This window comes from Methylobacterium sp. NPDC080182 (genome assembly GCF_050281105.1).
Taxonomy (GTDB): Bacteria; Pseudomonadota; Alphaproteobacteria; order Rhizobiales; family Beijerinckiaceae; genus Methylobacterium.
On the sequence record NZ_JBNNWO010000002.1, the window covers coordinates 226,129 to 247,391 of the forward strand.

At 72.2% G+C, this 21,263-nt stretch carries 18 protein-coding genes; 11 read left to right on the forward strand and 7 right to left on the reverse strand.

The genetic code is table 11. The annotated features are described in order from the left end of the window. The first annotated feature begins 109 nt into the window (after nucleotides 1–109). The 3 genes from ACQKQD_RS04260 (at nucleotide 110) to ACQKQD_RS04270 (ending at nucleotide 3,445) form a co-directional block, all read left to right on the forward strand. Nucleotides 110–460: a hypothetical protein gene (locus ACQKQD_RS04260; protein WP_100250903.1), complete on the forward strand. Its 351-nt coding sequence runs from the start codon at nucleotides 110–112 to the stop codon at nucleotides 458–460. 58 nt (nucleotides 461–518) lie between these two features. After that, nucleotides 519–2,465: a DNA mismatch repair endonuclease MutL gene (gene mutL / locus ACQKQD_RS04265; RefSeq protein WP_100250904.1), complete on the forward strand. Its 1,947-nt coding sequence runs from the start codon at nucleotides 519–521 to the stop codon at nucleotides 2,463–2,465. Nucleotides 2,466–2,677: 212 nt separating this feature from the next. Then, on the forward strand, nucleotides 2,678–3,445 hold the full coding sequence (locus ACQKQD_RS04270) for an SDR family NAD(P)-dependent oxidoreductase (protein ID WP_100250905.1): 768 nt from the start codon (nucleotides 2,678–2,680) through the stop codon (nucleotides 3,443–3,445). A 40-nt stretch (nucleotides 3,446–3,485) separates the two neighbouring features. Here the strand turns inward: ACQKQD_RS04270 and ACQKQD_RS04275 are convergent, their stop codons facing one another. Further along, nucleotides 3,486–5,138 (reverse strand): AMP-binding protein, encoded by a 1,653-nt coding sequence (locus ACQKQD_RS04275; protein ID WP_020091441.1) that lies wholly within the window; start codon nucleotides 5,136–5,138, stop codon nucleotides 3,486–3,488. A gap of 220 nt (nucleotides 5,139–5,358) precedes the next feature. Here ACQKQD_RS04275 and ACQKQD_RS04280 point away from each other — a divergent pair, with 220 nt between their 5' ends. The 4 genes from ACQKQD_RS04280 to ACQKQD_RS04295 all read left to right on the forward strand — a co-directional run bounded on the left by ACQKQD_RS04280 (nucleotide 5,359) and on the right by ACQKQD_RS04295 (nucleotide 8,102). After that, nucleotides 5,359–5,898: a phasin family protein gene (locus ACQKQD_RS04280; RefSeq protein ID WP_020091442.1), complete on the forward strand. Its 540-nt coding sequence runs from the start codon at nucleotides 5,359–5,361 to the stop codon at nucleotides 5,896–5,898. Next, nucleotides 5,895–6,833: an alpha/beta fold hydrolase gene (locus ACQKQD_RS04285; protein WP_020091443.1), complete on the forward strand. Its 939-nt coding sequence runs from the start codon at nucleotides 5,895–5,897 to the stop codon at nucleotides 6,831–6,833. The genes ACQKQD_RS04280 and ACQKQD_RS04285 overlap by 4 nt, the downstream gene beginning before the upstream one ends. Nucleotides 6,834–7,230: 397 nt before the next feature. Continuing rightward, on the forward strand, nucleotides 7,231–7,671 hold the full coding sequence (locus ACQKQD_RS04290) for a helix-turn-helix domain-containing protein (protein ID WP_056521969.1): 441 nt from the start codon (nucleotides 7,231–7,233) through the stop codon (nucleotides 7,669–7,671). A 56-nt stretch (nucleotides 7,672–7,727) separates the two neighbouring features. Next, entirely contained in the window at nucleotides 7,728–8,102 is a 375-nt protein-coding gene (locus tag ACQKQD_RS04295; protein ID WP_427507574.1) for a cupin domain-containing protein, read from the forward strand. Between the two features lie 7 nt (nucleotides 8,103–8,109). Here ACQKQD_RS04295 and rsmD read toward each other — a convergent pair whose 3' ends face one another. From rsmD to ACQKQD_RS04315, 4 genes are all read right to left on the reverse strand, one after another. Further along, complete coding sequence (gene rsmD / locus ACQKQD_RS04300) at nucleotides 8,110–8,667, reverse strand: 16S rRNA (guanine(966)-N(2))-methyltransferase RsmD (protein WP_091978370.1); 558 nt, start codon at nucleotides 8,665–8,667, stop codon at nucleotides 8,110–8,112. Further along, nucleotides 8,664–10,493, reverse strand: coding sequence for a pseudouridine synthase (locus ACQKQD_RS04305; RefSeq protein ID WP_427507575.1), 1,830 nt, complete (start codon nucleotides 10,491–10,493; stop codon nucleotides 8,664–8,666). The genes rsmD and ACQKQD_RS04305 overlap by 4 nt, the downstream gene beginning before the upstream one ends. Before the next feature lie 132 nt (nucleotides 10,494–10,625). Beyond that, nucleotides 10,626–10,802 (reverse strand): DUF1328 domain-containing protein, encoded by a 177-nt coding sequence (locus ACQKQD_RS04310; protein WP_012317097.1) that lies wholly within the window; start codon nucleotides 10,800–10,802, stop codon nucleotides 10,626–10,628. A gap of 77 nt (nucleotides 10,803–10,879) precedes the next feature. Further along, a complete protein-coding gene (locus ACQKQD_RS04315; RefSeq protein ID WP_020091448.1) occupies nucleotides 10,880–11,071 on the reverse strand; it encodes a CsbD family protein in 192 nt (63 codons plus the stop codon). A 146-nt stretch (nucleotides 11,072–11,217) separates the two neighbouring features. On the opposite strand from ACQKQD_RS04315, the gene ACQKQD_RS04320 reads away from it, so the two are divergent. Then, a complete protein-coding gene (locus tag ACQKQD_RS04320) occupies nucleotides 11,218–11,706 on the forward strand; it encodes a nucleoside deaminase (protein WP_427507576.1) in 489 nt (162 codons plus the stop codon). 58 nt (nucleotides 11,707–11,764) lie between these two features. Continuing rightward, the gene (locus tag ACQKQD_RS04325; protein WP_427507577.1) at nucleotides 11,765–12,469 is read left to right on the forward strand and encodes an SDR family oxidoreductase; all 705 of its coding nucleotides are present in this window, start codon (nucleotides 11,765–11,767) and stop codon (nucleotides 12,467–12,469) included. A 7-nt stretch (nucleotides 12,470–12,476) separates the two neighbouring features. Here the strand turns inward: ACQKQD_RS04325 and ACQKQD_RS04330 are convergent, their stop codons facing one another. Further along, a complete protein-coding gene (locus tag ACQKQD_RS04330) occupies nucleotides 12,477–14,255 on the reverse strand; it encodes an outer membrane beta-barrel protein (RefSeq protein ID WP_427507578.1) in 1,779 nt (592 codons plus the stop codon). Nucleotides 14,256–14,570: 315 nt separating this feature from the next. On the opposite strand from ACQKQD_RS04330, the gene ACQKQD_RS04335 reads away from it, so the two are divergent. Both ACQKQD_RS04335 and ACQKQD_RS04340 read left to right on the forward strand, forming a co-directional pair. Next, nucleotides 14,571–15,080: a MucR family transcriptional regulator gene (locus ACQKQD_RS04335; RefSeq protein WP_100250913.1), complete on the forward strand. Its 510-nt coding sequence runs from the start codon at nucleotides 14,571–14,573 to the stop codon at nucleotides 15,078–15,080. A 153-nt stretch (nucleotides 15,081–15,233) separates the two neighbouring features. After that, nucleotides 15,234–16,409 (forward strand): MFS transporter, encoded by a 1,176-nt coding sequence (locus ACQKQD_RS04340; RefSeq protein WP_100250914.1) that lies wholly within the window; start codon nucleotides 15,234–15,236, stop codon nucleotides 16,407–16,409. Between the two features lie 4 nt (nucleotides 16,410–16,413). Here the strand turns inward: ACQKQD_RS04340 and ACQKQD_RS04345 are convergent, their stop codons facing one another. Next, nucleotides 16,414–21,258, reverse strand: a complete 4,845-nt coding sequence (locus ACQKQD_RS04345) for an NAD-glutamate dehydrogenase (RefSeq protein ID WP_427507579.1) — start codon at nucleotides 21,256–21,258, stop codon at nucleotides 16,414–16,416. Nucleotides 21,259–21,263 lie beyond the last annotated feature (5 nt).

Here is a 21,263-nt window from a genome sequence, read left to right on the forward strand (position 1 = left end):
GGCAACGCCCCCGTCGCGACCTGCAATGGCGGATCGAGGCTGCGACTTGTGGTGAGCTTTCGTTAACCAAGACTGCCCACGCTGACGGCTCCACGCTGTCAGGGCCACCATGACCCAGGACCGAACGCTCAGCATCGACGACCCGGCCCTCGACTGCCCGGTCGCACCGGACGTGGTCGGCCGCCTGATCAAGGCCGACCCGGACGGGGCCGCGCTTCTGCTCGACGGGATCCCGGAGGCGACGCGCGCCCGGCTCGCCGTCTGGCTCTACGGCCGCAGTCACACCCACGCGATCGGCGTCCGCGTCGCGGCGACCTGCGAGGGCCCGACCCTCCGGCGGACCGCGGGCCTCGTCGGGAACGTCCTCTACGACCTGTCCCGCCGTCCCGTGGCGGCGAGCCACGGACCGCGCGGGGGCGCCGGCCGCATCTCCCTGGGCGGGTCGAAGCGCCGCGCCTGACGGGTCGGCACGACCGGCCGATTGGATCGCCGCCGCGCAGGGACTATCCTGCGTGCCGATGTCCTCCCTGTCCGCGCCGTCCGTCCGCCGCCTCGACCCCATACTCGTCGACCGCATCGCCGCGGGCGAGGTGGTCGAGCGCCCGGCCTCGGCCGTGAAGGAACTGGTCGAGAACGCGATCGATGCCGGGGCCCGGGCCGTCGAGGTCACCGTCGAGGCCGGTGGGCGCCGGCTGATCCGCGTGGTCGACGACGGCCGCGGCATGACGCCGGACGATCTCGACCTCGCGGTCGAGCGGCACGCCACCTCCAAGCTCCCGGGCGGCGACCTCACGGCGATCGACACCCTCGGCTTCCGCGGCGAGGCCCTGCCGTCGATCGGCGCGGTGTCACGCCTCGCCATCGTCACCCGCACGCCCGAGGCCGAGGCGGGGGCGAGTCTGACGGTCGAGGCGGGGCTGAAGGGTCAGGTCCGCCCGGCCCCGGCCCAGCGCGGCACCCGGATCGAGGTGACCGAGCTCTTCGCCGCCACGCCGGCGCGGCTCAAGTTCCTGAAATCGGACCGGGCGGAGAACGCCGCCATCGCTGAGACGCTGCGCCGCCTCGCGGCGACGCAGCCCGGGATCCGCTTCACCCTGCGGGCCGATTCCGGCCAGCCCCTGGTCCTGCCGGCCGAGACCGGGGCCGAGGCGGAGCTGCGCCGGCTCGCGGCGGTGCTGGGACAGGACTTCCTCGCCAACGCCCTGCCGGTTTCCCTGGCCCGGGAGGGCTTCGCTGTGACGGGCCATGTCGGCCTGCCGACCTACCATCGCGGCGCGGCGACCCACATCCACCTCGCGGTCAACGGCCGGCCGGTCCGCGACCGTCTCCTGCTCGGGGCGATCCGCGGCGCCTACGCCGACACGCTGGCCTCCGACCGGCACCCGGTGCTCGGCCTCGCCGTCGCGTGCGACCCCGGCCTCGTCGACGTCAACGTCCACCCGGCCAAGACCGAGGTGCGCTTCCGCGAGCCGGGCCTCGTGCGGGCGCTGATCGTGAGCGCGATCCACGACGCCCTACGCCGCGGCGGCGCCCGCTCGGCCACCACCGGCGCCGCGCGGACCCTCGACGCCCTGCGCCCGGCCGGGGCGCCGCTCGCCACCCACAGCGGCGCCACCGCGCCGAGCCTGTTCCGGCCGACGCGGCCGGGCCCCTTCCCGAGCGGTGCACCCTCGGTGGCAGCGCCACCCGGCTACCGTTCCTCGGCGGCGTGGAGGCCGGCGCCGCAGCCGGCGCGGGTCGAGCCGACCGGCTTCGGCGAGGCCGCTCAAGCCGTCTGGGCCGGGCCCGAGCCCGAAGCCGTGGCGGCCCCGCCCCAGGCCGACACCCGCGTTGCCGCCGACGCTGTGGAGGCGCTCGATCATCCGCTGGGGGCCGCCCGCGCGCAGATCCACGAGACCTACATCCTCGCCCAGACCCGCGACGGCCTTGTGATCGTCGACCAGCACGCCGCCCACGAGCGCCTCGTCTACGAGCGGATGAAGGCCGAGCGGGAGGCAGGCGGCATCGCCCGCCAGGGACTCCTGATCCCGGACGTCGTCGAGATGAGCCCCGAGGAGGCCGACCGGCTGGTCGTGGCCGCCCCGGACCTCGACCGGCTGGGACTGTCCATCGAGGCGTTCGGGCCGGGGGCGGTGCTCGTGCGCGAGGTGCCGGCCGCGCTGATCGGCGCCTCGACGCGCAAGCTCGTCACCGACATCCTCGACGCCCTGGAGGCCAGCGGCGACGAGGAGGGCGGAGAGCCGGCGACCGAGGGCGGCCCGCTCGGGCGGCGCCTCGACGCGGTCCTGTCGCGCATGAGCTGCCACGGCTCGATCCGCGCCGGGCGTCGCCTGCGGCCGGAGGAGATGAACGCCCTGCTGCGCGAGATGGAGGCGACGCCCAATTCCGGACAGTGCAACCACGGTCGCCCGACCTCGATCGAACTGAAGCTCGCCGACATCGAGCGGCTGTTCGGCCGCCGATGAGGCGCCGCGCCGTCGATCCGGCTGGCGGCACGCGCGGGGCCGGTCCACAACGGCGTGTGACGCCGCGGCTCGAAGACCGGGGCGCCAGCCGTCCCGAACCGACAGTGCGCATGGGAGGCGCGGAGCCATGACCGATCTCGACAACTTCGGCGCGCGCCGCGCCGCCGCGCGGCCGACGTGCCCGGCACCCGCCGCCGCGTCGGTACGCTGAGATGGCGGGCCCGTTCGACCTCGCCGGCCGCCACGTCTTGGTGACCGGGGCCTCCAGCGGTCTCGGCCGCCATTTCGCCGGGACCCTGGCCCGCGCCGGCGCGCGCCTGTCGCTCGGCGCCCGCCGGGCCGACGCCCTCGCCGAGACCGTCGATCGCGTCGCGGCGGCGGGCGGTGAGGCCCACGCCGTCGTCATGGACGTCACCGACGCCGCGAGCGTTGAGCGGGCGCTCGACGCCGCCGAAGAGCGCTTCGGACCGGTGGCGGTGCTGGTGAACAATGCCGGCGTGACGGCGACGAAGCCGGCCCTCGACCTCGCGGAATCCGACTGGGACGCGGTGCTCGACACGAATCTCAAAGGCGTCTGGCAGGTCGCCCAGGCTACCGGCCGGCGCATGGTCCGGCACGGGGCGGGCGGCAGCATCGTCAACATCGCGTCGATCCTCGGGCTGCGGGTCACCGGCGGGCTCGCGCCCTACGCCACCTCGAAGGCGGCGGTCGTCCAGCTCACCAAGAGCCTCGCGCTCGAGTGGGCCCGCTACGGGATCCGGGTGAACGCCCTCGCGCCGGGCTACATCAAGACCGAGCTCAACGACGCCTTCTTCGAGTCCGATGCCGGCCGGGCGCTGATCAGGCGCATTCCGCAGCGCCGGCTGGGCGAGGCCGCCGAACTCGACGGGCCGCTCCTGCTCCTGGCCTCGGAGGCCGGCGCCTACATGACCGGCAGCGTCCTGGCGGTGGACGGCGGCCACCTCGTCTCCGGCCTGTAGTGGTCGCCCGAAACGGCTCCCGTCACGGGACCGGCGCGGGTCAGAGGGTCCGCGCCTGCTCGCGCAGGACGAATTTCTGAATCTTGCCGGTCGAGGTCTTCGGCAGCGGCCCGAACACCACCGTCTTCGGCACCTTGAACCGCGCCATGTGCTCGCGACAGAACGCGATCAACTCCTGGTCGCTCGGCACCGCTGCGCCGGGCTTCACCTCCAGGAACGCGCAGGGGCTCTCGCCCCAGGTCGGATCCGGCCGCGCCACGACGGCCGCCAGCATCACGGCGGGATGGCGCATCAGCACCTCCTCCACCTCCAGGCTGGAGATGTTCTCGCCGCCCGAGATGATGATGTCCTTCGCCCGGTCCTTGATCTCCACCGACCCGTCGGGATGCCAGACCGCGAGGTCGCCGGTCCGGTACCAGCCGCCGGCGAGGGCCTCCTCGGTCGCGCCCGGGTTGCCGAGGTAGCCCTTCATCACCGTGTTTCCGCGCAGGCGGATCTCGCCGACCGTCGTGCCGTCCCGCGGCACCGGCGCGTCGCTCGCGACGTCGGCGACGCTCACCGCCTCGAGCGTGGCCAGCGGCACGCCCTGGCGGGCCATGCGGGCGTGTCGCTCGGTGTCGGGGAGATCGGTCCAGTCCGGCTGCGCCAGACAGACCGTCGCGGGGCCGTAGCTCTCGGTGGCGCCGTAGAGATGCGTCACCTGGAAGCCGAGCTCCTCCATGGTGCGGATGATCGTCGAGGACGGCGCCGCGCCGCCGACCGCGCAGCGCACGCGCTGGGGGAACGGCACACGGTCCTGCGCCGGCGCGTGCGCGATCATCGAAAGGACGATCGGGGCGCCGCACAGATGCGTCACCCCGTGCTCGGCGATCAGCCTGAAGATCGCCGCCGGCTCGACCTTGCGCAGGCAGACCTGCGTGGCGCAGGCGGCGACACTCGCCCATGGGTAGGACCAACCGCTGCAGTGGAACATCGGCAGCGTCCAAAGATACACGCTCTCGCCGGTCAGGCCGAACGTGACGGCGTTGCCGAGCGCCTGGAGATAGCCGCCGCGATGGCTGTAGACGGCGCCTTTGGGATCGCCGGTCGTCCCCGACGTGTAGAGCAGGCAGAGCGACTGCCACTCGTCCTCCGGGCCGTGCCAGGCGTAGTCCGGATCGCCCTCGGCCAGCAGATCCTCGTAGGGCAGGGCCCCGTCGATCCCGGTAGCGCCGATCACCACGACGAGGACCGGCTCGGCGAGTTCCGCGAGCGCCCGCGCGGCCAGCGCGGCGTACTCGGCCTCGACGAGGAGCGCCCGGGCGCCCCCGTGCCGCAGCGAGAACGCGATCGTCGCCGCGTCGAGGCGCGTATTCAGCGGGTTCAGCACCGCGCCGAGCATCGGCACGGCGAAGTGCGCCTCGATCATCTCCGGGACGTTCGGCGCCAGGATCGCCACGGTGTCGAGTGGCCCGACCCCCCGGGCCGCGAGGCCCGCGGCGAGGCGCCGGCAACGCGCGTAGAGGTCCGCGTAGGTGAGGCGGCGGTGGCCGTCGATCACGGCGATCCGCCCGCCCGCCGCGGCGGCGGCCCGCGCCAGCAGGCTGGCGGGGGTCAGCGGGACGTAGTTGGCCGGCCGGCGCGCGAGCCCGGCCTCGAACGGATGAGAGCCCGTCTCGCGGACCTCGGTCTGGGTCGGACGGGTGTCCGTCATCGTGCAGCCTTCTGATCGGGCGGCGGGCGTGGCGTGCGCTCCGCGCGACGAAGATTTCGCCGCCGTCGTGCCTGTCAATCGCGGCCACCGTGGCAATGTGGGCCGCGCGCGGATTCTGTTACAGGGCCCTGTTGACGGGAGATCGCCCCTGGCGGATGCCCGTATTCCAGCGACGCGCCGTCGGGACCGCGTGCGACCGGCCCATCTGCGGGAGACGATTGTGGGGAACGACAACCTGCCGGCGATCTCCGGGGAGACCGGCCGCGCCGCGGTGGAGGGCAGCGTCGCCCGGGCGCGCGAGGCGTACGAGCGCTTCGCCGAGGCGGGCGAGATGGCGCTGAACGCCTTCGAGGCCTCGATGGCGCAGAGCTTCGAGGGCTGGCGCGCGGTGATGGGCTCCAGCCGCGAGACCGCGCACCAACTCACCGACAGCAACGTGGCCGGCGCCCGCCGGGTGCGCGAGCAGTGGGACGCCGCCGGCGCCCGGCTCTACAACGCGTTCGAGGACAACGCCGTCCACGCCATGGCGGCGATGCGCGAGATCGGCCACCGGATCCTCGTGGCCTCCGACACCAATGTCCGCGCGAGCCTCGACTTCGCGGACCGCGTCGCCAAGGCGGCAGATGCCCGCGAGGTCGCGGCGCTGAACATCGCGTTCCTGCAGGAGCAGGCGCGCCGGCTGACCGACCAGATGGTCGACCTCCATCAGACGACCGGCCGTCTCGCCCGCGAGGCCGCCGCGCGCACGGAGACCCCGTGACGGCCGGCACCGCGGCGCCCGTTCCCGGACCTGAGGCAACGCCGCGGCTCGACGACCTGAGCCGCGCCGACGTGCCGTTCCGGACCGGCCATTTCCAGGCCTACGCGCCCCACGACTTCCACCGCATCGCCTACGTGGAATGGGGTGACCCGGACAGCCCGCACGTCGTCGTCTGCGTCCACGGTCTCAGCCGCCAGGGCCGCGATTTCGACGCCCTCGGCTATCGCCTCGCGAAGCTCGGGTACCGGGTGATCTGCCCGGACCTGCCCGGGCGCGGCCTCAGCGGATGGCTGAAGGACCCGGAACTCTACGGCCTGCCGCAATACGCCGCCGACATGGCCGCGCTCATCGCCCATCTCCGGGTCCCCGGGAAGATCGACTGGGTGGGCACGTCCCTCGGCGGCCTGACCGGCATGGTCCTGGCCGCGGCCGCCCGCACCCCGATCCGCCGGATGGTGATCAACGATATCGGCCCGTTCCTGCCCTGGGCGCCCATCCGCGAGATCGGGTCGCGCCTGCGGGACGCCCCCCGGCTGCACCATAACCTCGCCTCGGGCGAATCGCGTCTGCGCACGGTGCTGGGCGCGTTCGGCCCGCTCACCGACGAGCAGTGGCGCCACATCGCCAAGCACAGCTTCTTCCAGGAGCCCAACGGCGGCTGGCGGCCCCACTACGATCCCGGCATCGGAGACGCCTTCCGACCGGGCCGCGTCTACAGCGTGAGCATGTGGCGCGACTGGGACGCGATCACCTGTCCGGTCCTGCTGCTCCGCGGCGAGCACTCGGAACTCCTCCTCGCCTCGACGGCCGACGAGATGACGCGCCGGGGACCGCCGACGCGCCGCGTCGAGATTCCCGATTGCGGCCACGCGCCCGCGTTGCTCGACGACGACCAGTTGCGAATCGTCCTCGATTGGCTCGGCCCGGCGGCGTGATTCCGTCGCCGGCGCGCGCCACCGAGCCCTGAGTCGACCGTTTGCTGTCGTACGGATTTCACTGGGATCGGCCCAGCGGGCCCAACGCAGCGCAGGCAACCCGATATCGCCCGGCAGTGTTCGAGAGTGAATTTTTAGCTGATCTCGCTCACTTATATTTGATCGGGCCCGGTATTTGAGTTGTTCTCGCGGCGGGCACTGGAGGGCCCAAATTGCGGTCTTCCGGACCTAAGATTTCGAGAGCGTAACCATTCGTTGCACGCGCGGCTGACCTGTGGCACTAACAGATGTCAGGTCTGGATCTTGGCCGCGCAATGTTGCACCTGTCGGTTGTGATTGGCGCCCTGGATCCGGGCGAGCAAGCCTGCAGACAGCAAGAACATTCGGACTACCCACTATGGCGAACCCAACCCCCAAGCCGAAGCAGACCACAGCCATCGATCACGGGGTCGGCAGCCGCATCGCGTTCCTTCGGGCGGCGAATGGACTGAGCCAGTCCGCGCTGGCCAGCGCGCTGGGCGTCAGCTTCCAGCAGGTCCAGAAGTACGAGACCGGCAAGAACCGTGTCGGTGCCGGCCGCCTGCAGGCGATCGCCGAGCGGCTCGGCGTTCCGGTCTCGAGCTTCTTCGAGCCCGAGCCCGAGGCGACGACGGATAGCGGTCCCGCGCTGCTGCGCGTCGCCGGCGCCGTCGAACTGCTCCGGGCCTACAATCAGATCGCCGACGATCAGATGCGCCGCGACGTGCTCTCCCTCGTCAAATCCGCGGCGCGGATCGGTCAGACCAAGACGTCGGACGGCGCGGCACCGCAGGCGGGCGGCGCTCCGCGCAACTCCTGACATCCGGGCCTTGCCCGGCGCCGATCCGGCGCCGTGCGGTCCCTGCAGGCGGGATCATGGACTCTCTCCCGACGCGCGTGACCCACCTGCTCGCCGACGTGCCGCTCCGGGCGGACGACGAGATCGTGTCGGTCCTGGTCTCCGAGCCGGGCCTGCGGGTGGAGCGCATCGTCTCGACCGGTCAGGCGAGCCCGCCGGGATTCTACTACGACCAGCCGGATGCCGAGTGGGTCGCCGTCCTGACGGGCGCGGCCGACCTTCGGTTCGCCGACGAGGCGGAGGCCCGTCGCCTCGTCGCGGGTGACGCCGTGCTGATCGCGCCGCATCGTCGGCACCGGGTGGAGTGGACCGACTCACCCACCGTTTGGCTGGCGATCCATTTCGGGTCTCAAGTCGGTGCTACGGATCCGGCTTCGCGCGATCGGGACTAAGCACGATTCAGGCGGCGAATCGGGCGATCGCCACGGCCGTATCCCCGTAGACGCGCCGCTCCAGTTCCGCGAATCCGGCCGGCCAGACGACCTGCGCGGCCTCGACCTCTTCGACGACGATGAGAGCCCCGGGCGCCAGCCAGGCTCCCTCGGCGGCGCTTTTCAGGGCGCGCGGCGCCAGATCACGGCCGTAGGGCGGGTCGCAGAAGACCAGCGAGAAGGTGCCCGCCGTGGAGGCCGGGCCGAGACGGGTCGCGTCCCGCCGAAACAGGCGCGTCACACCTTCGGCACCCAGGGCCTCGATGTTCTCGCGGATCACCGCGCGCGCCTCGGCGCCCTCGTCGACGAGGAGGGCGTAGGCGGCGCCCCGCGAGAGCGCCTCGAAGCCGAGGGCACCCGTACCGGCGAACAGGTCGAGGACCCGGGCGCCGGCGACGGCGTCGTCGTAGGCGTGGGCGAGCACGTTGAACAACGATTCCCGCAGGCGGTCCGATGTCGGCCGAATGGCGTCGGTGCGCGGCGTGGCGAGCCTGCGGCCCCGCCACGCGCCGCCGACGATCCTCACCGCGTCCCGCGCGGCGGCCGGCCGCCGCCGGGCTTGGCGCCCCCGCGCGGCGCACCGGGACGAGCACCAGGACGACCGCCCGTGTCCGACCCGCCCGCGGGTCCGTTGCGCCGACCCTGGCCAGCCCCCTTGCCGGCGAAACCGCCGGGCTTGCCACCGGGGCGGCTTCCGCCGGGACGCGCACCCCCGGTCTTCGGGCCACCGAACGCGGGCTTGCCCCCGGCGGCAGCGGGCTTCTGGCCGCGGAAGCCGCCCGGCTTCCGCGACGCGCCCTCCGCCGGCCCGGCGTCGAACGGTCGGTCGCGCCGGCCCCCGGGCTTGCCCCCGCGCTCGTCGAATCGCCGCTCGTCCCGCGGAGCCTCGCTCCGCGGGCTCTCGCGGCGCGGGCGCTCATCGCCGCGGCGCTCATCGCGCCGACCGGCGGGGCGCTCCTGCCGCTCCGGCATCCCCCGGTCGGCGAAGCGGCGCTTCGGCTTGGCGACGGGCTCGGGCTCCGCCGGCGTTGCGGACAGGCGCTCGACGACGACCCGGCGGTCGCCGGTCCGGATCGAGCCGACGCGCTCGCGGCCGCGTTCTGCCGCGGCCGCCTGCGCGGCCCGGGGATCCGCGCCGCGCCGGGGAATGCGCGTCCCCCGCGGCTTGGCCGCGTCCTCGTCGCGCCACGCGGAGTTGCGCGGTCCGGGACCGGTGCCCCCGGTCGAGACGCGCGGCGCCGGCGCGGGACGCGCGGCATTGCGCCGGGATGATGCCGGCTGCGCCGATTGGGCGTCCCGATCCGCCGGGCGGGTGCCACCGAACGGCGAGATCGGCTCGCGGACCGGACTGTCGAAATCCACGCCGGCCTGCTCGGCGAGGCTCTTGCCGAGCTGATCCTTGAGGACGCGGGTCCGAACCTCCTCGACCAGGCCGACCTCCAGGTCGCCGAGCTGGAACGGCCCAAAGGAGAGCCGGATCAGCCGGTTCACCGACAGCCCGAGATGCTCGAGGATGCGCTTGACCTCGCGATTCTTGCCCTCGCGCAGGCCGAGCGTCAGCCAGACGTTGTCGCCCTGCACGCGGTCGAGGGTCGCCTCGACGGGGCCGTACTCCATCCCGTCGATGGTGACGCCCTTGGACAGCCGGTCGAGTTGCGCCTGATCGGTGTCGCCGTGGGCGCGGACTCGGTAGCGGCGCAGCCAGCCCGTGTCGGGATGCGCGATCACCTTGGCGAGCCCGCCGTCATTGGTGAGCAGCAGCAGCCCCTCGGTGTTGATGTCGAGCCGTCCGACCGCCACGACCCGGGGCAGATCCTCCGGGAGCACGTCGAACACCGTCTGGCGGCCCTCCGGGTCCCGGGCGGTCGTCACCACGCCCCGCGGCTTGTGGAAGATCCACAGGCGGCTGCGCTCCCGCGACGGCATCGGCTCGCCGTCGATCAGGATCCGGTCGTTCTCGGTGACGTTGCGGGCCGGGGATGTCAGCGTCTCGCCGTTGACGCTGACGCGTCCGGCCAGGATCATCGTCTCGGCGTCGCGCCGCGAGGCGACGCCGGCCCGTGCCATCGCCTTCGCGATGCGCTCGCCGGGCGGCGTCTCGATCAGGGCTTCGGCGTCCGCGGACGCTTCGGGACCTGGCTCCGGCTGCGGCTCTGGCAGAGGCTCCGCCTGCGGGGCGGGCTGCGGCTTGGCCTTCCGCGCCGTCTTCTTCGCGGCAGAACTGGCAGGCCGCTCGGTGTCGGCATCGGCACGGCCCGCATCGGTGGGCGGTGCCCAGCTCTCGGTGCGCGCTGACTCGGGGGCCGGACGGGCGGTCCCCTCCGGCTTATCGTCGTTCGGCAAGTCGCTCATGCCTGCCGCTTATCAGAGCCGGTTCCGACAGGCGAGACGGGTTGTGCACCGGTGCGAGGCGCCTCAACGCGAAGAGGCGGCCCGTCGGGACCGCCTCGAAGACTTGGATGGCGGGTCGAAGACCCGCATTCGTCAGAGTCTCGGCGAGCGCCCGCGCATCACGCCGAACACGGCGGAGATCAGGAACAGCGCGATCGCCACGAAGAAGACGATCTTGGCCGCCTCCATCGCCGTGCCGGCGATGCCGCCGAAACCGAGGAGCGCCGCCACGAGAGCGACGACGAGAAACGTGACAGCCCAGCCGATCATGGCATCCTCGCGTTATTCGGGTCGGTTCAGTTCTGGAACCCGCCCGAGGCGGGTTCCGTTCCGGTCGCGCTCGACGATCAGAGCTTGTCGGTGGCGGACTTCACCGCGCTCTTGGCGTCGCCGACGGTGCCCTGGGCCTTGCCCTTGAGTTCCTGGGCGGCACCTTCGGCCTTGAGCTTGTCGTTACCGGTCACGTCGCCGATGCCCTGCTTGGCCTTGCCGACGGCCTCATTGGCGACGCCCTTGATCTTGTCGGTGGTGCTGCTCATGGCGTTGTCCTCTTGTTCGATCTGCGGCGGCGCCGCACTGGTTCCTGAAACGGTCACGGTCGGCGGAATGTTCCAGGCCTTAACATTGACTTGGGTCAGGCCAGGCCGCCGCCCCGGGTCCGTCGCGTCAGTGGGATGAGAACAGCTTGGCTGCCGATCCGATCCATCCGGCGCGAGCGGAAACGTCCGGACCGCTGACCGCGCTCGATCACGCTTTCGCGGCTGCCCGCGCCGCGGCCGTTGCCGGGGAGGTCCCGGTCGGCGCCGCGGTTGTCCGGGACGGGGTCATCCTGGCGGTGGCGCATAATCGGCCGCGCGAATTGCACGACCCGACGGCGCACGCGGAGATCCTGGCGATCCGCGCGGCCTGCGCGGCCCTCGGCACCGAGCGCCTCGTCGGCTGCGATCTCTACGTCACCCTGGAGCCGTGCCCGATGTGCGCGGGCGCGATATCCTTCGCGCGCATCCGGCGGCTCTACTACGGCGCGGCCGATCCGAAGGGGGGGGGGGTCGAGCACGGGCCGCGCGTCTTCGATCAGCCGACCTGCCACCACGTGCCCGAGGTCTACGGCGGGTTCCGCGAGCGCGAGGCGGCCGATCTGCTCCGGGCGTTCTTCGCGCAGCGCCGCGACTGACGCGGGGCGGGCGTACAGGTTCCCATCGGCCCTGGGCGGGTCAGCAGAGGAGGAGAGGATGATCCCGACCTATTCGAGAGCCCTGATCGTCGGGGCGGGCTCCGGCCTCAGCGCATCGCTGGCGCGCCTGTTCGCGGCCGACGGCATGACGATCGGCCTCGCCGCCCGGAACGTCGACAAGCTCGCCGCACTCGCGGCAGAGACGGGCGCGGCGGTCCATGCCTGCGATGCCAGCCGGCCCGCTGAGGTCGAGGCGCTGTTCGCCCGCCTGGAGCTCGCGCTCGGCGGTCCGCCGGACGTCGTCGTCTACAACGCGAGCGGTCGTCTCCGCGGCCCGGTCGCCGATCTCGACCCGGACGCGGTCGCCCAGGCGCTGATGGTGTCCGCGTATGGCGGTTTCCTCGTGGCGCAGGCCGCGGCGCGCCGCATGCTGCCGCATCGCCACGGCGCGATCCTGCTCACCGGCGCCTCGGCGAGCGTGAAGGGCTTCGCGGGATCGGCCCCGTTCGCGATGGGGAAGTTCGCGCTGCGTGGACTGGGTCAGAGCCTCGCCCGGGAATTGCAGCCCCAGGGGATCCACGTCGCGCACATCGTGATCGACGGCGCCATCCGCAATCCGGCCCGCGGCGGCGAGCCGCCGGAGGCCCCCGACAGCCATCTCGATCCCGACGCCATCGCCAGGGCCTATCGCGACCTCTTGCGCCAGGATCGTAGCGCCTGGACCTCCGAACTGGAACTGCGTCCCTGGACGGAGCGGTTCTGAGGCCGCCTCAGGGATTCACGCGCAGGCCGAGCAGGAAGGTGTTCTCCCGGAAGCTGGACCCGGCGACCGTGCTGTCGAACTTCTGATAGATGTACGTGCCGCGCAGGGTCAGCCAGCGGGTGAAGTGGTAGTCGAGCCGCGCGGTCGCCGAGAACCCGTTCTCGCGGATGCTGCTGCTCTGGTAGTCGTTCCGGAGATACGATCCGCCGAGGACGATCGAGAGGTTGCGCAGCAGGTCGTGCTGCACCTCGAGCGTCGCGACCTCGGTGAGCACGCCGCTGGAGCCCGGGATCGTCGTCTCGGTGACGCCGGTCGCGGCGGTGAGACGGACGGTCGTGAGCGGACTCGCCGCCCAGACCAGGGCCGCGTTGAGCAACGGCGCGTTGATGTCGCGCAGGCTCGGATCGACGTAGGTCCGATGCTGGATGCCGGCGGAGATCTCGCCCGTCACCGAGCGCGCGAGGCCGATGCTCGTCCCGAAGGCGACCGCGATGCCGTCCGAGTCGCGCCGGACGCCCGTCGCGTCGAAGCGGCGGTCGTAGACTCGCGTGTCGCCGAGCAGGTCGATGAACGGGCTGAAATCCGGGTTGATCTCGTAGGCCGTGCGCAGCTGCAGGCTGTACTGGTTCAGGTTGCGGTCGGACTGATTGACGATCGTCCCGTCCGCCAAACGCGCATTGTCGAACTCGGAGCGATCGACGGACCCACGCAGGGTGACCGACAGGCGGTTGAACGTCTCCGTCGCCCCGAGCGAACCGCCGTAGACGGCCAGGAGCGGCCGTGTCGTGGCGGTGGCAGCCTGGAGGTTGGCGCTCGACGTGCGCTGCGTGTCCACCAGGAACCGCCCCTCCGCGTCGATGCGCAGGTCCCGGTTGGCGTCGACGCGCAGCCGGACCACGCCGTCTGCCGCGGGGCGGCTCGCGGCCTCGTTCTGCGGGGTCTCGAGGTACGAGCCCCGGAGCGAGCCCTGCAGCGAGCTGGAGGACCAGTTGCTCCGGAAGTCGACCGTGGCGTCGGTGCGCAGCGCGACCGAGCCCTTGGCGATCTGGCGGGTGGTCTGGTCCGGGTTCGAATCGTAGCCGACGCTCTGGGCGAAGGTGGGCAGGACTGTGAAGGTGCCGACCTGATAGCCGATCGGCGCGTAGGCCGGATCGGTGGGGATCGCGCGCGCCAGGTCGGTGCCGAGGATGAAGCCCGGGGTCAGGAGGCCGAGGGCCGGCGCGATCGACTGGAACGGGAGGATCGGCCGGATCGGCGTCACGACCTGCGGGTTCGGGACCCCGACGACCGCCTGCTGGACCACCGGCGTCAGCCGCAGCGCCGGCGGCGGGATCTGCGTGACGTCCTGAGTGACCCGCCGCGTCGCCGAGCCGATCCGCCGCGGCGGAGCGGCGCGCGTGCGCAGGAGGGTCGACGGCGCGAGATTGGCCGGTGCCGTCGAGGATCCGCCGGTGCGCCGTCCCCCTGTGGTGACGCGGGTGCTGAGCTGGGACACGCCGGGCTGACCCGGGATCTGCGTCTGCGCGGGGGGCGAGAGCGGCGACCGGAGGCTGTCACCGCCGGTCTGCTCGCCGCCCGCCGCGTCGCCGCCGAGCGCCCCGCGATTCTGGTCGCGGCTCAGGCCGTCCGGGATGGTGCGCTTGAGTGTGGGCAGGCCGTTCGGACCCGTGTCCTGGCCGATGCCGGGATTGTCGGGCTGGCCGGTAACCGGGCTGGTCGCGTCGAACCGCTGGGCTGCCGCCGGTGCCGCGAGCGTGACGCCGAGCGCCGCGGCGGCGAGCCGCATCCTCCGCCGTTCCCACCGGTCAGCCGCCGTCCGCACCTGATCCCGGTCTCCGCCAAAGTCCCCGCCCAGAGCGCGGAGATTACAGGTCACACCGCCCCGGAACAGTGCCGGATGGTTAACGAACCCTAGCGGCGACGTGGTTAATGCCCCGTCAACGGCGGTGGGGCGGAAGGTTTGCGGCCCATCGATCCGATCTCACCTGTCGATCACGAATACGTTTGAGCTATTTCGTGCACTATGCTACATAGGTTCAGATTTCGGTCGACTCCGAGAGGAATTGATCGGCCTGAATGATTGTAACTCCTGAGGTTTGCCGTGAGTGAGAACGCAGGCAGTGAGCACAGCCCGGCGATCGGGCTCGCGGTCGATATCGTCGCCGCTTACGTGTCGAACAACTCCGTTCCGGTCTCCGAACTTCCCGGATTGATCGGCGGTATCCACGCGGCGCTGAACAGTTTGACAACTCAAGGTCGCGCCGCGAACTCGAGCGTCGAGAAGCTCAGTCCGTCGCAGATCCGCAAATCGGTCACGAATGATCATATCGTCAGCTTCGAGGACGGGAAGCCGTACAAGACGCTCCGGCGTCACCTGACACTGCGCGGCCTGACGCCCGAGGCCTACCGGGAGAAGTGGGGCCTGCCCCGGGACTATCCGATGACCGCGGCGAGCTATTCGGCGCAGCGATCGGAGCTGGCACGCGCCCTCGGGCTCGGACAGCAGCGCCGGAAGACCCGCGGAGGGGCCGCGGCCGCCATCGAGGCGCCCACTCCGCCCCCTGCGCCGACTGCGAAATCGCGGAGGCGGAAGAAGGTACCGGCTGAGTGAGAGGTCCGAGCCGGGGCTAAGCGGCGTCGTATCCGCGACGCGGCCCTTGCGCGCCGCGCAACTGTGCGCCGCGCCTCCGACGCTATCCATCGGCGAACGCGCTGCGATGCTGCTCTGCACCATCGAGCTCAGCCCGCGCCGAAGGACGTCCCCGTGCCGCCCCTGCCGATCCTCGCCCTCGCCGTCGCCTCGTTCGGGATCGGCACGACCGAATTCGTCATCATGGGCCTGCTCCCGGAGGTGGCGCAGAGCTTCGGCGTCACCATTCCCCAGGCCGGCTATCTCGTCTCGGGCTACGCCATGGGCGTGGTCGTGGGCGCGCCGATCGTGGCGATCGCGACCGCGGGCCTGCCGCGCAAGACCGCGCTGCTGGCGCTGATGGCGGTGTTCCTGGCCGGCAATCTCGGTTGCGCGCTGGCGCCGAGCTACGCCCTGCTCATGGCCGCGCGGATCCTGACGGCCTTCGCGCACGGCGCGTTCTTCGGCATCGGCGCCGTTGTGGCGCGGGATCTCGTGCCGCGGGAGAAGCGCACGCAGGCGGTCTCGCTGATGTTCGCGGGCCTCACCCTCGCCAACGTGCTCGGCGTGCCGCTGGGCACCGCCCTCGGGCAGGAGGCGGGCTGGCGCTCGACCTTCTGGGCGGTGGTCGTGATCGGGCTCGCGGCCGGGCTCGCGATCCAGCTCTGCGTGCCGGACGGGCTTCCCGGGACCCGCGGCCGGCTCGTCAGCGAGTTTCGCGCGCTCGGGCGCTGGCCGGTGCTGCGGCCGATGCTGATCTCGACGCTGTCCTCGGTGAGCTTCTTCACGGTGTTCACCTACATCACGCCGTTCCTGACCGGCGTGACCGGCTTCACGCCGCAGGGCGTGACCGGCGTGCTGTTCGCCGCCGGCACGGGCCTGACCGTCGGCAATCTCCTCGGTGGGCATCTGGCCGACCGGGGCCCGATGGCCACCATCGTCGGCAGCTTCCTGGGCATCGTGGCGGCCCTGCTGATGCTCGCCGCGGTCGCGCACCATCCGGCGCTCACGGTGGCGGTCGTGGTGCTCTGGTCGGGCCTGGTCTTCGCCCTGGTCTCGCCCCTCCAGATCTGGGTCGTGGAGGCGGCGAGCGACGCGCCGAACCTTGCCTCCACGCTGAACCAGGGCGCGTTCAACCTCGGCAACGCCACCGGCGCCTGGATCGGGGGCACGGCGCTGACCCTCGGGGCCGGCTACGGCCAGCTGCCGCTGATCGCCGCCGCGGTGTCGCTCGCCGGGCTCGGACTGGTGCTCACCGCGGTCGGCCGCGGACGCCGGAGCGTCATACCGGCATCCGCGCCCGGGGCCTGATCGATCAGTCGGCCCGGACGAGGTCGCCGAGCAGGCTCGCCGCCACCGTCGCCTTGGAGACCGTGAGGCCGGAGGCGCTGATCGCGTCCACGGCCTCGCGGATCCGGGCGAGCGAGGTGCCGCGCGCCCGGATCCAGGCCTCCACCGCGTCCGGCCCGGCGCCAAGATCCGCCACGACCTCGGCCGTCAACTTGCGGTGCGCGGCAGCAATGCCGGCGCCCGCGCGCTCCAATGCCACGCGGTCGAACGTGTCGGCCACCGGGACGGTCCGCGCCGCGGCGGCGAGGTCGTCCAGCCGGAAGGCGTGCTCCAGGGCGAAATACGTGGCCGCGACCTCCTCGACTGGGCGCCCACTGGCCTCGGCGACCCGGACGATGTCGGGGGCGGAGACCAGCGCGCTGAGCGAGGCCAGGCGCCGCGCCTGGGCCGGGGCCATGCCGTGCTCGGTCAGCTCCGCCGCGCGGGCGCCGATCGTCGCCAGCGCCTCGTCGCCGAGCACGTTGGGGAGGGCGGCCTCCACGGCGGCGATGCCGTCCCGGTAGCGGGCGACCACCGGGGCGAGGCCGCCGCCCAGGTCGAGGTTGCGGATGAACCAGACGATCCGGTTCGTCAGCAGATCCTGCACCTCGGCGTAGAGGTCGAGCTGGCCCTGGCCGGGAACCCGACCGGCGAGGCCGTCGATGGCGAGGTTCAGCTCCATCAGGCCGAAGGCGTCGCGGGTCACCGCGTAGGCCTTGGCGATGGTCGCGGCGTCCGCGCCGGTGCCGTCGACGAGGCGCGTCACCAGCGACGGGCCACCCCGGTTGACGATGATGTTGGCGAGCGCCGTGGCGATGATCTCGCGGCGCAGGCGGTGTCCCTTGACGGCGTCGGGGAAGCGTTCGCGCAGGGCCTTCGGGAAGTAGCGCTGCAGCTCCCGGTCGAAGTACGGGTCGTTCGGCACGGCGCTCTCGAGGATCGCGTCGTGCAGCGACAGCTTCGCGTAGGCGAGCAGCACGGCGTATTCCGGACGGGTCAGCCCCTCGTTCCGGCGCATGCGCTCGGCGAGCGTGCCGTCGTCCGGCAGGAACTCCACCGCCCGGTCGAGCCGGCCCTCCGCCTCCAGTGCCTGCATCGTCCGCATGGCGAAGCCGGTCTCCCCCAGCCCCCCGCGCTGGGCAAGGGACAGGGCGAGCGTCTGCAACTCGTTGTTGCGCAGCACGAGGCGCCCGACGTCGTCGGTCATGTCGGCGAGCAGGGTGTTGCGCGCCTCGTAGCTGAGCCTGCCGTCCCGCTCCGGCGTCATCAGCGCGATTTTGATGTTCACCTCGACGTCCGAGGTGTTCACGCCGGCCGAGTTGTCGATCGCGTCGGTGTTGAGGCGGACGCCCGCGCGCGCCGCCTCGATGCGCCCGCGCTGCGTCAGGCCGAGATTGGCGCCCTCGCCGACGACCTTCGCGCGCAGCTCCGGCCCAGTGATGCGCAGGGCGTCGTTGGCGCGGTCGCCGGCATCTTCGTCGGTCTCGGTGGTGGCCCGGACATAGGTGCCGATGCCGCCGAACCAGAGCAGGTCGGCCGGCGCCTTCAGGATCGCCTGCATCAGCTCGGTGGGCGTCGCCTCGGACCGGTCGAAGCCCAGCGCGGACCGGATCGCCTCCGAGAGCGGCACGGTCTTCAGGCTGCGCGGGAACACGCCGCCGCCCTCCGAGATCAGGCTCTTGTCGTAATCCGCCCAGGAGGACCGCCCCAGATCGAACAGGCGCCGCCGCTCGGCGAAGCTCGCCGCGGCGTCCGGGTTCGGGTCGAGGAAGATGTCGCGGTGGTCGAAGGCCGCGATCAGGCGGATGCTCTCGGAGAGGAGCATGCCGTTGCCGAAGACGTCGCCCGACATGTCGCCGACGCCGACCGTGGTGATCGGGTCGGTCTGCACGTCCACGTCGATTTCGCGGAAATGCCGGCGCACCGCCTCCCAGGCGCCGCGGGCGGTGATGCCCATGCCCTTGTGGTCGTAGCCCTGGCTGCCGCCGGACGCGAAGGCGTCGCCGAGCCAGTGGCCCTTCTCCAGCGAGAGGGCGTTGGCGATGTCCGAGAAGGTGGCGGTGCCCTTGTCGGCGGCGACCACCAGGTAGGCGTCGTCGGGATCGTGCCGCACCGTGTCGGGCGGCGGCACGATGGCGTTGTCGACGATGTTGTCGGTCAGTTCGAGCAGCGTGCGGATGAAGATCCGGTAGCTCTCGGTCCCATCTTGCATCCAGGCGGCGCGGTCGGAGGCAGGCGGCAGCCGCTTCGGGAAGAAGCCGCCCTTGGCGCCCACCGGCACGATCACGGCGTTCTTCACCTGCTGGGCCTTCACGAGGCCGAGGATCTCGGTGCGGAAATCCTCCGGCCGGTCGGACCAGCGCAGGCCGCCGCGGGCCACGTAGCCGAAGCGGAGGTGCACGCCTTCGACGCGGGGCGAGTAAACGAAGATCTCGAAGAACGGCCGCGGCAGCGGCATCGCCGTCACCTTGGCGCAGGCGAACTTGAAGCTGATCGTCTCTCGCGGCTGCCCGTCGGCGCCGGTCTGGTAGAAGTTCGTCCGAACCGCCGCCTCGACGAGGTTGACGAACCGGCGGAGGATCCGGTCGTCGTCGAGGCTCGTGACCTCGGCGAGCGCCGTCTCGATCTCGGCGCGTACCTCGGCCTCCTGCGCGGTCCGGTCACCGGTGAGCGCCGGGTCGAACCGGGCGCGGAACAGCGCCACGATCGCGCGCGCGATCCCGGCGTGGCGGCTCAGCGTGCCCGCGAGGTAGTCCTGCCCGTAGCGGATACGCAGCTGGCGCAGGTAGCGGCCCAGGGCCCGGAGCAGGGCCGCCTCCCGCCAGGGGAGGGCTGCCTCAAGGACGAGCCGGTTGTACCCGTCGGACTCGGCTATACCGTCCGCGATGGCGAGCATCGCGGCCTCCAGCGGGCGTTCCAGCGCCGCGAGGTCGATCGGGGCGCCGGTGGCGCGCTCGATCAGCATGTCGTGCAGCCAGACCCGCGCGGCCTCGTCCGTCCCGGACGGCGCGATCTGGTACGTGCGCTCGTTGATGACGCGGAAGCCGAGATTCTCGAGCGCCGGGACCCGGTCGGACAGCGCGATCGCCGTGCCGCGCGAGAACGCCTTCAGGCGGACCTGCGCCGCGGGGTCGCTGGGTCGCCGATCGAGATGGACGGCCCGCGGCTGAGTCTCGCCGAGGCTGTCGAGGATGGTCACGTCGGCGACGGCGACCTCAGGCTGGAAATTGTCCCGATAGGCTGCCGAGAACGCGTCGCCGTAGCGGGCGGCGAGTTGCCGCGCGCGGTCGCCCCCCTGGGATTCGGCCAGCGCCGCCCGCAGCGCGTCGCCCCAGGTCCGGACCAGGGCGACGATCCCGGCCTCCAGGGAGGCGGGATCGTGCTCGGGGCTGCCCTGATCGGGCAGGCCGATGATGTAGTGGATCCGGGCGAGCGAGCCTTCCGGGTAGTCGGGGTAGGACGCGCTGAGCCGCCCGCCGTAGGTCTCGGCGAGGTAGCTGCCGATCCGTCCGCGGATCGCGGAATCGTAGCGGTCCTTCGGGACGTAGACGAGCAGCGACACGAAGCGGCCGAACCGGTCGGGCCGGGACAGCACGCGGACCCGCGGGCGGTCGGCCAGGGCGGCGATGGCCAGGGTGAAACGGTAGAGCCGCTCGCCGTCGATCTGGAAGAGTTCGTCCCGCGGGTAGCTCTCCAGCACGGCGAGGAGGCTGCGGCCCGCATGGCTCGTCGGGTCGAGGCCGGCGCGCTGGACGACGGCCTCCACCTTCCGGCGCAGGACCGGAACCTCGCGGGCCGGGCTCGTGTAGGCGGAGGCGGTGAACAGGCCGACGATCCGCACCTCGCCCGACAGCTTGCCGAGGCCGGAGAACAGCTTGACGCCGACATAGTCCAGGTAGGCCGAGCGGTGGACCCGGGACTTCACGCTGGCCTTGGTGATGATCAGCGGCTGCGGCTCTTCCAGGAAGGCGAGGATCTCCGGCGTGTAGTCCACAGGCGTCCGGCCGCGGCGCAGGGGCGTGGCGCCCGGATCGCGGAGCACGCCGAGGCTCGACCCCTCGACCAGCGGGTGAGCGTCGCCGGCGATGCCGTGCTCCTGCATGCCGAGGATGAGGAACTGGCCGTCGGTCAGCCATTCGAGGAAGGCGCGCGCCTCCTCGGTCTCCGGTCCCGGCATCGGGGTCGGCCCGCGCCCGAGATCGGCGGCGAGGTCGGTGAGGCGCGCCAGCATGGCGTCGTGGTCGTCGCTCGCCAGGGCGACATCCCGGTAGACGGTCGCGAGGGCGTTCAGGAGCCGCTCGCCTGTCTCGGCCGCCACGGGGTCGAGGTGGATGTGGATGAAGCTCTCGCGCGCGAGACTGCCCTGCGCGTCCGCGGTCGTCTCCCCGACCACCCGGATGAGCCCGCCCGCGCCGTCCCGCTCCACCCCGAGGATCGGGTGCGCCACGAGCTGCGGGGCGAGGCCATGCTCGGTCAGTTCGGCCAGGGTCGAGTCCAGCAGGAACGGACGGTTGTCGTTGATCACCTCCAGGACCGTCGTCTCGCGCGCACGGCCGTCGCGCACCAGCTGGCTGTCGCTCAGGCGCAGCCGCGCCGGGTCGCCCGGTCTCCGCGGCTCGGACAGGAAGGCGCGGGCGCGGGCGGCGAGGTCCGCCAGGATTGAGGGGTCGTAGGGGGCGAGATCCTCCGGCGTCACGCGGCCGAACAGGTCGCGGACGAAGCCGCCGGGTCCGCCCTGCTCGGTGACGATGTCGGCGGCCGCCTCTATCAGCCCGGTGCGGGCCGTCTTCTGCTCCGAGGAGGACAACGCCGTCGCGGTCTCGAGTGTCATCGCGC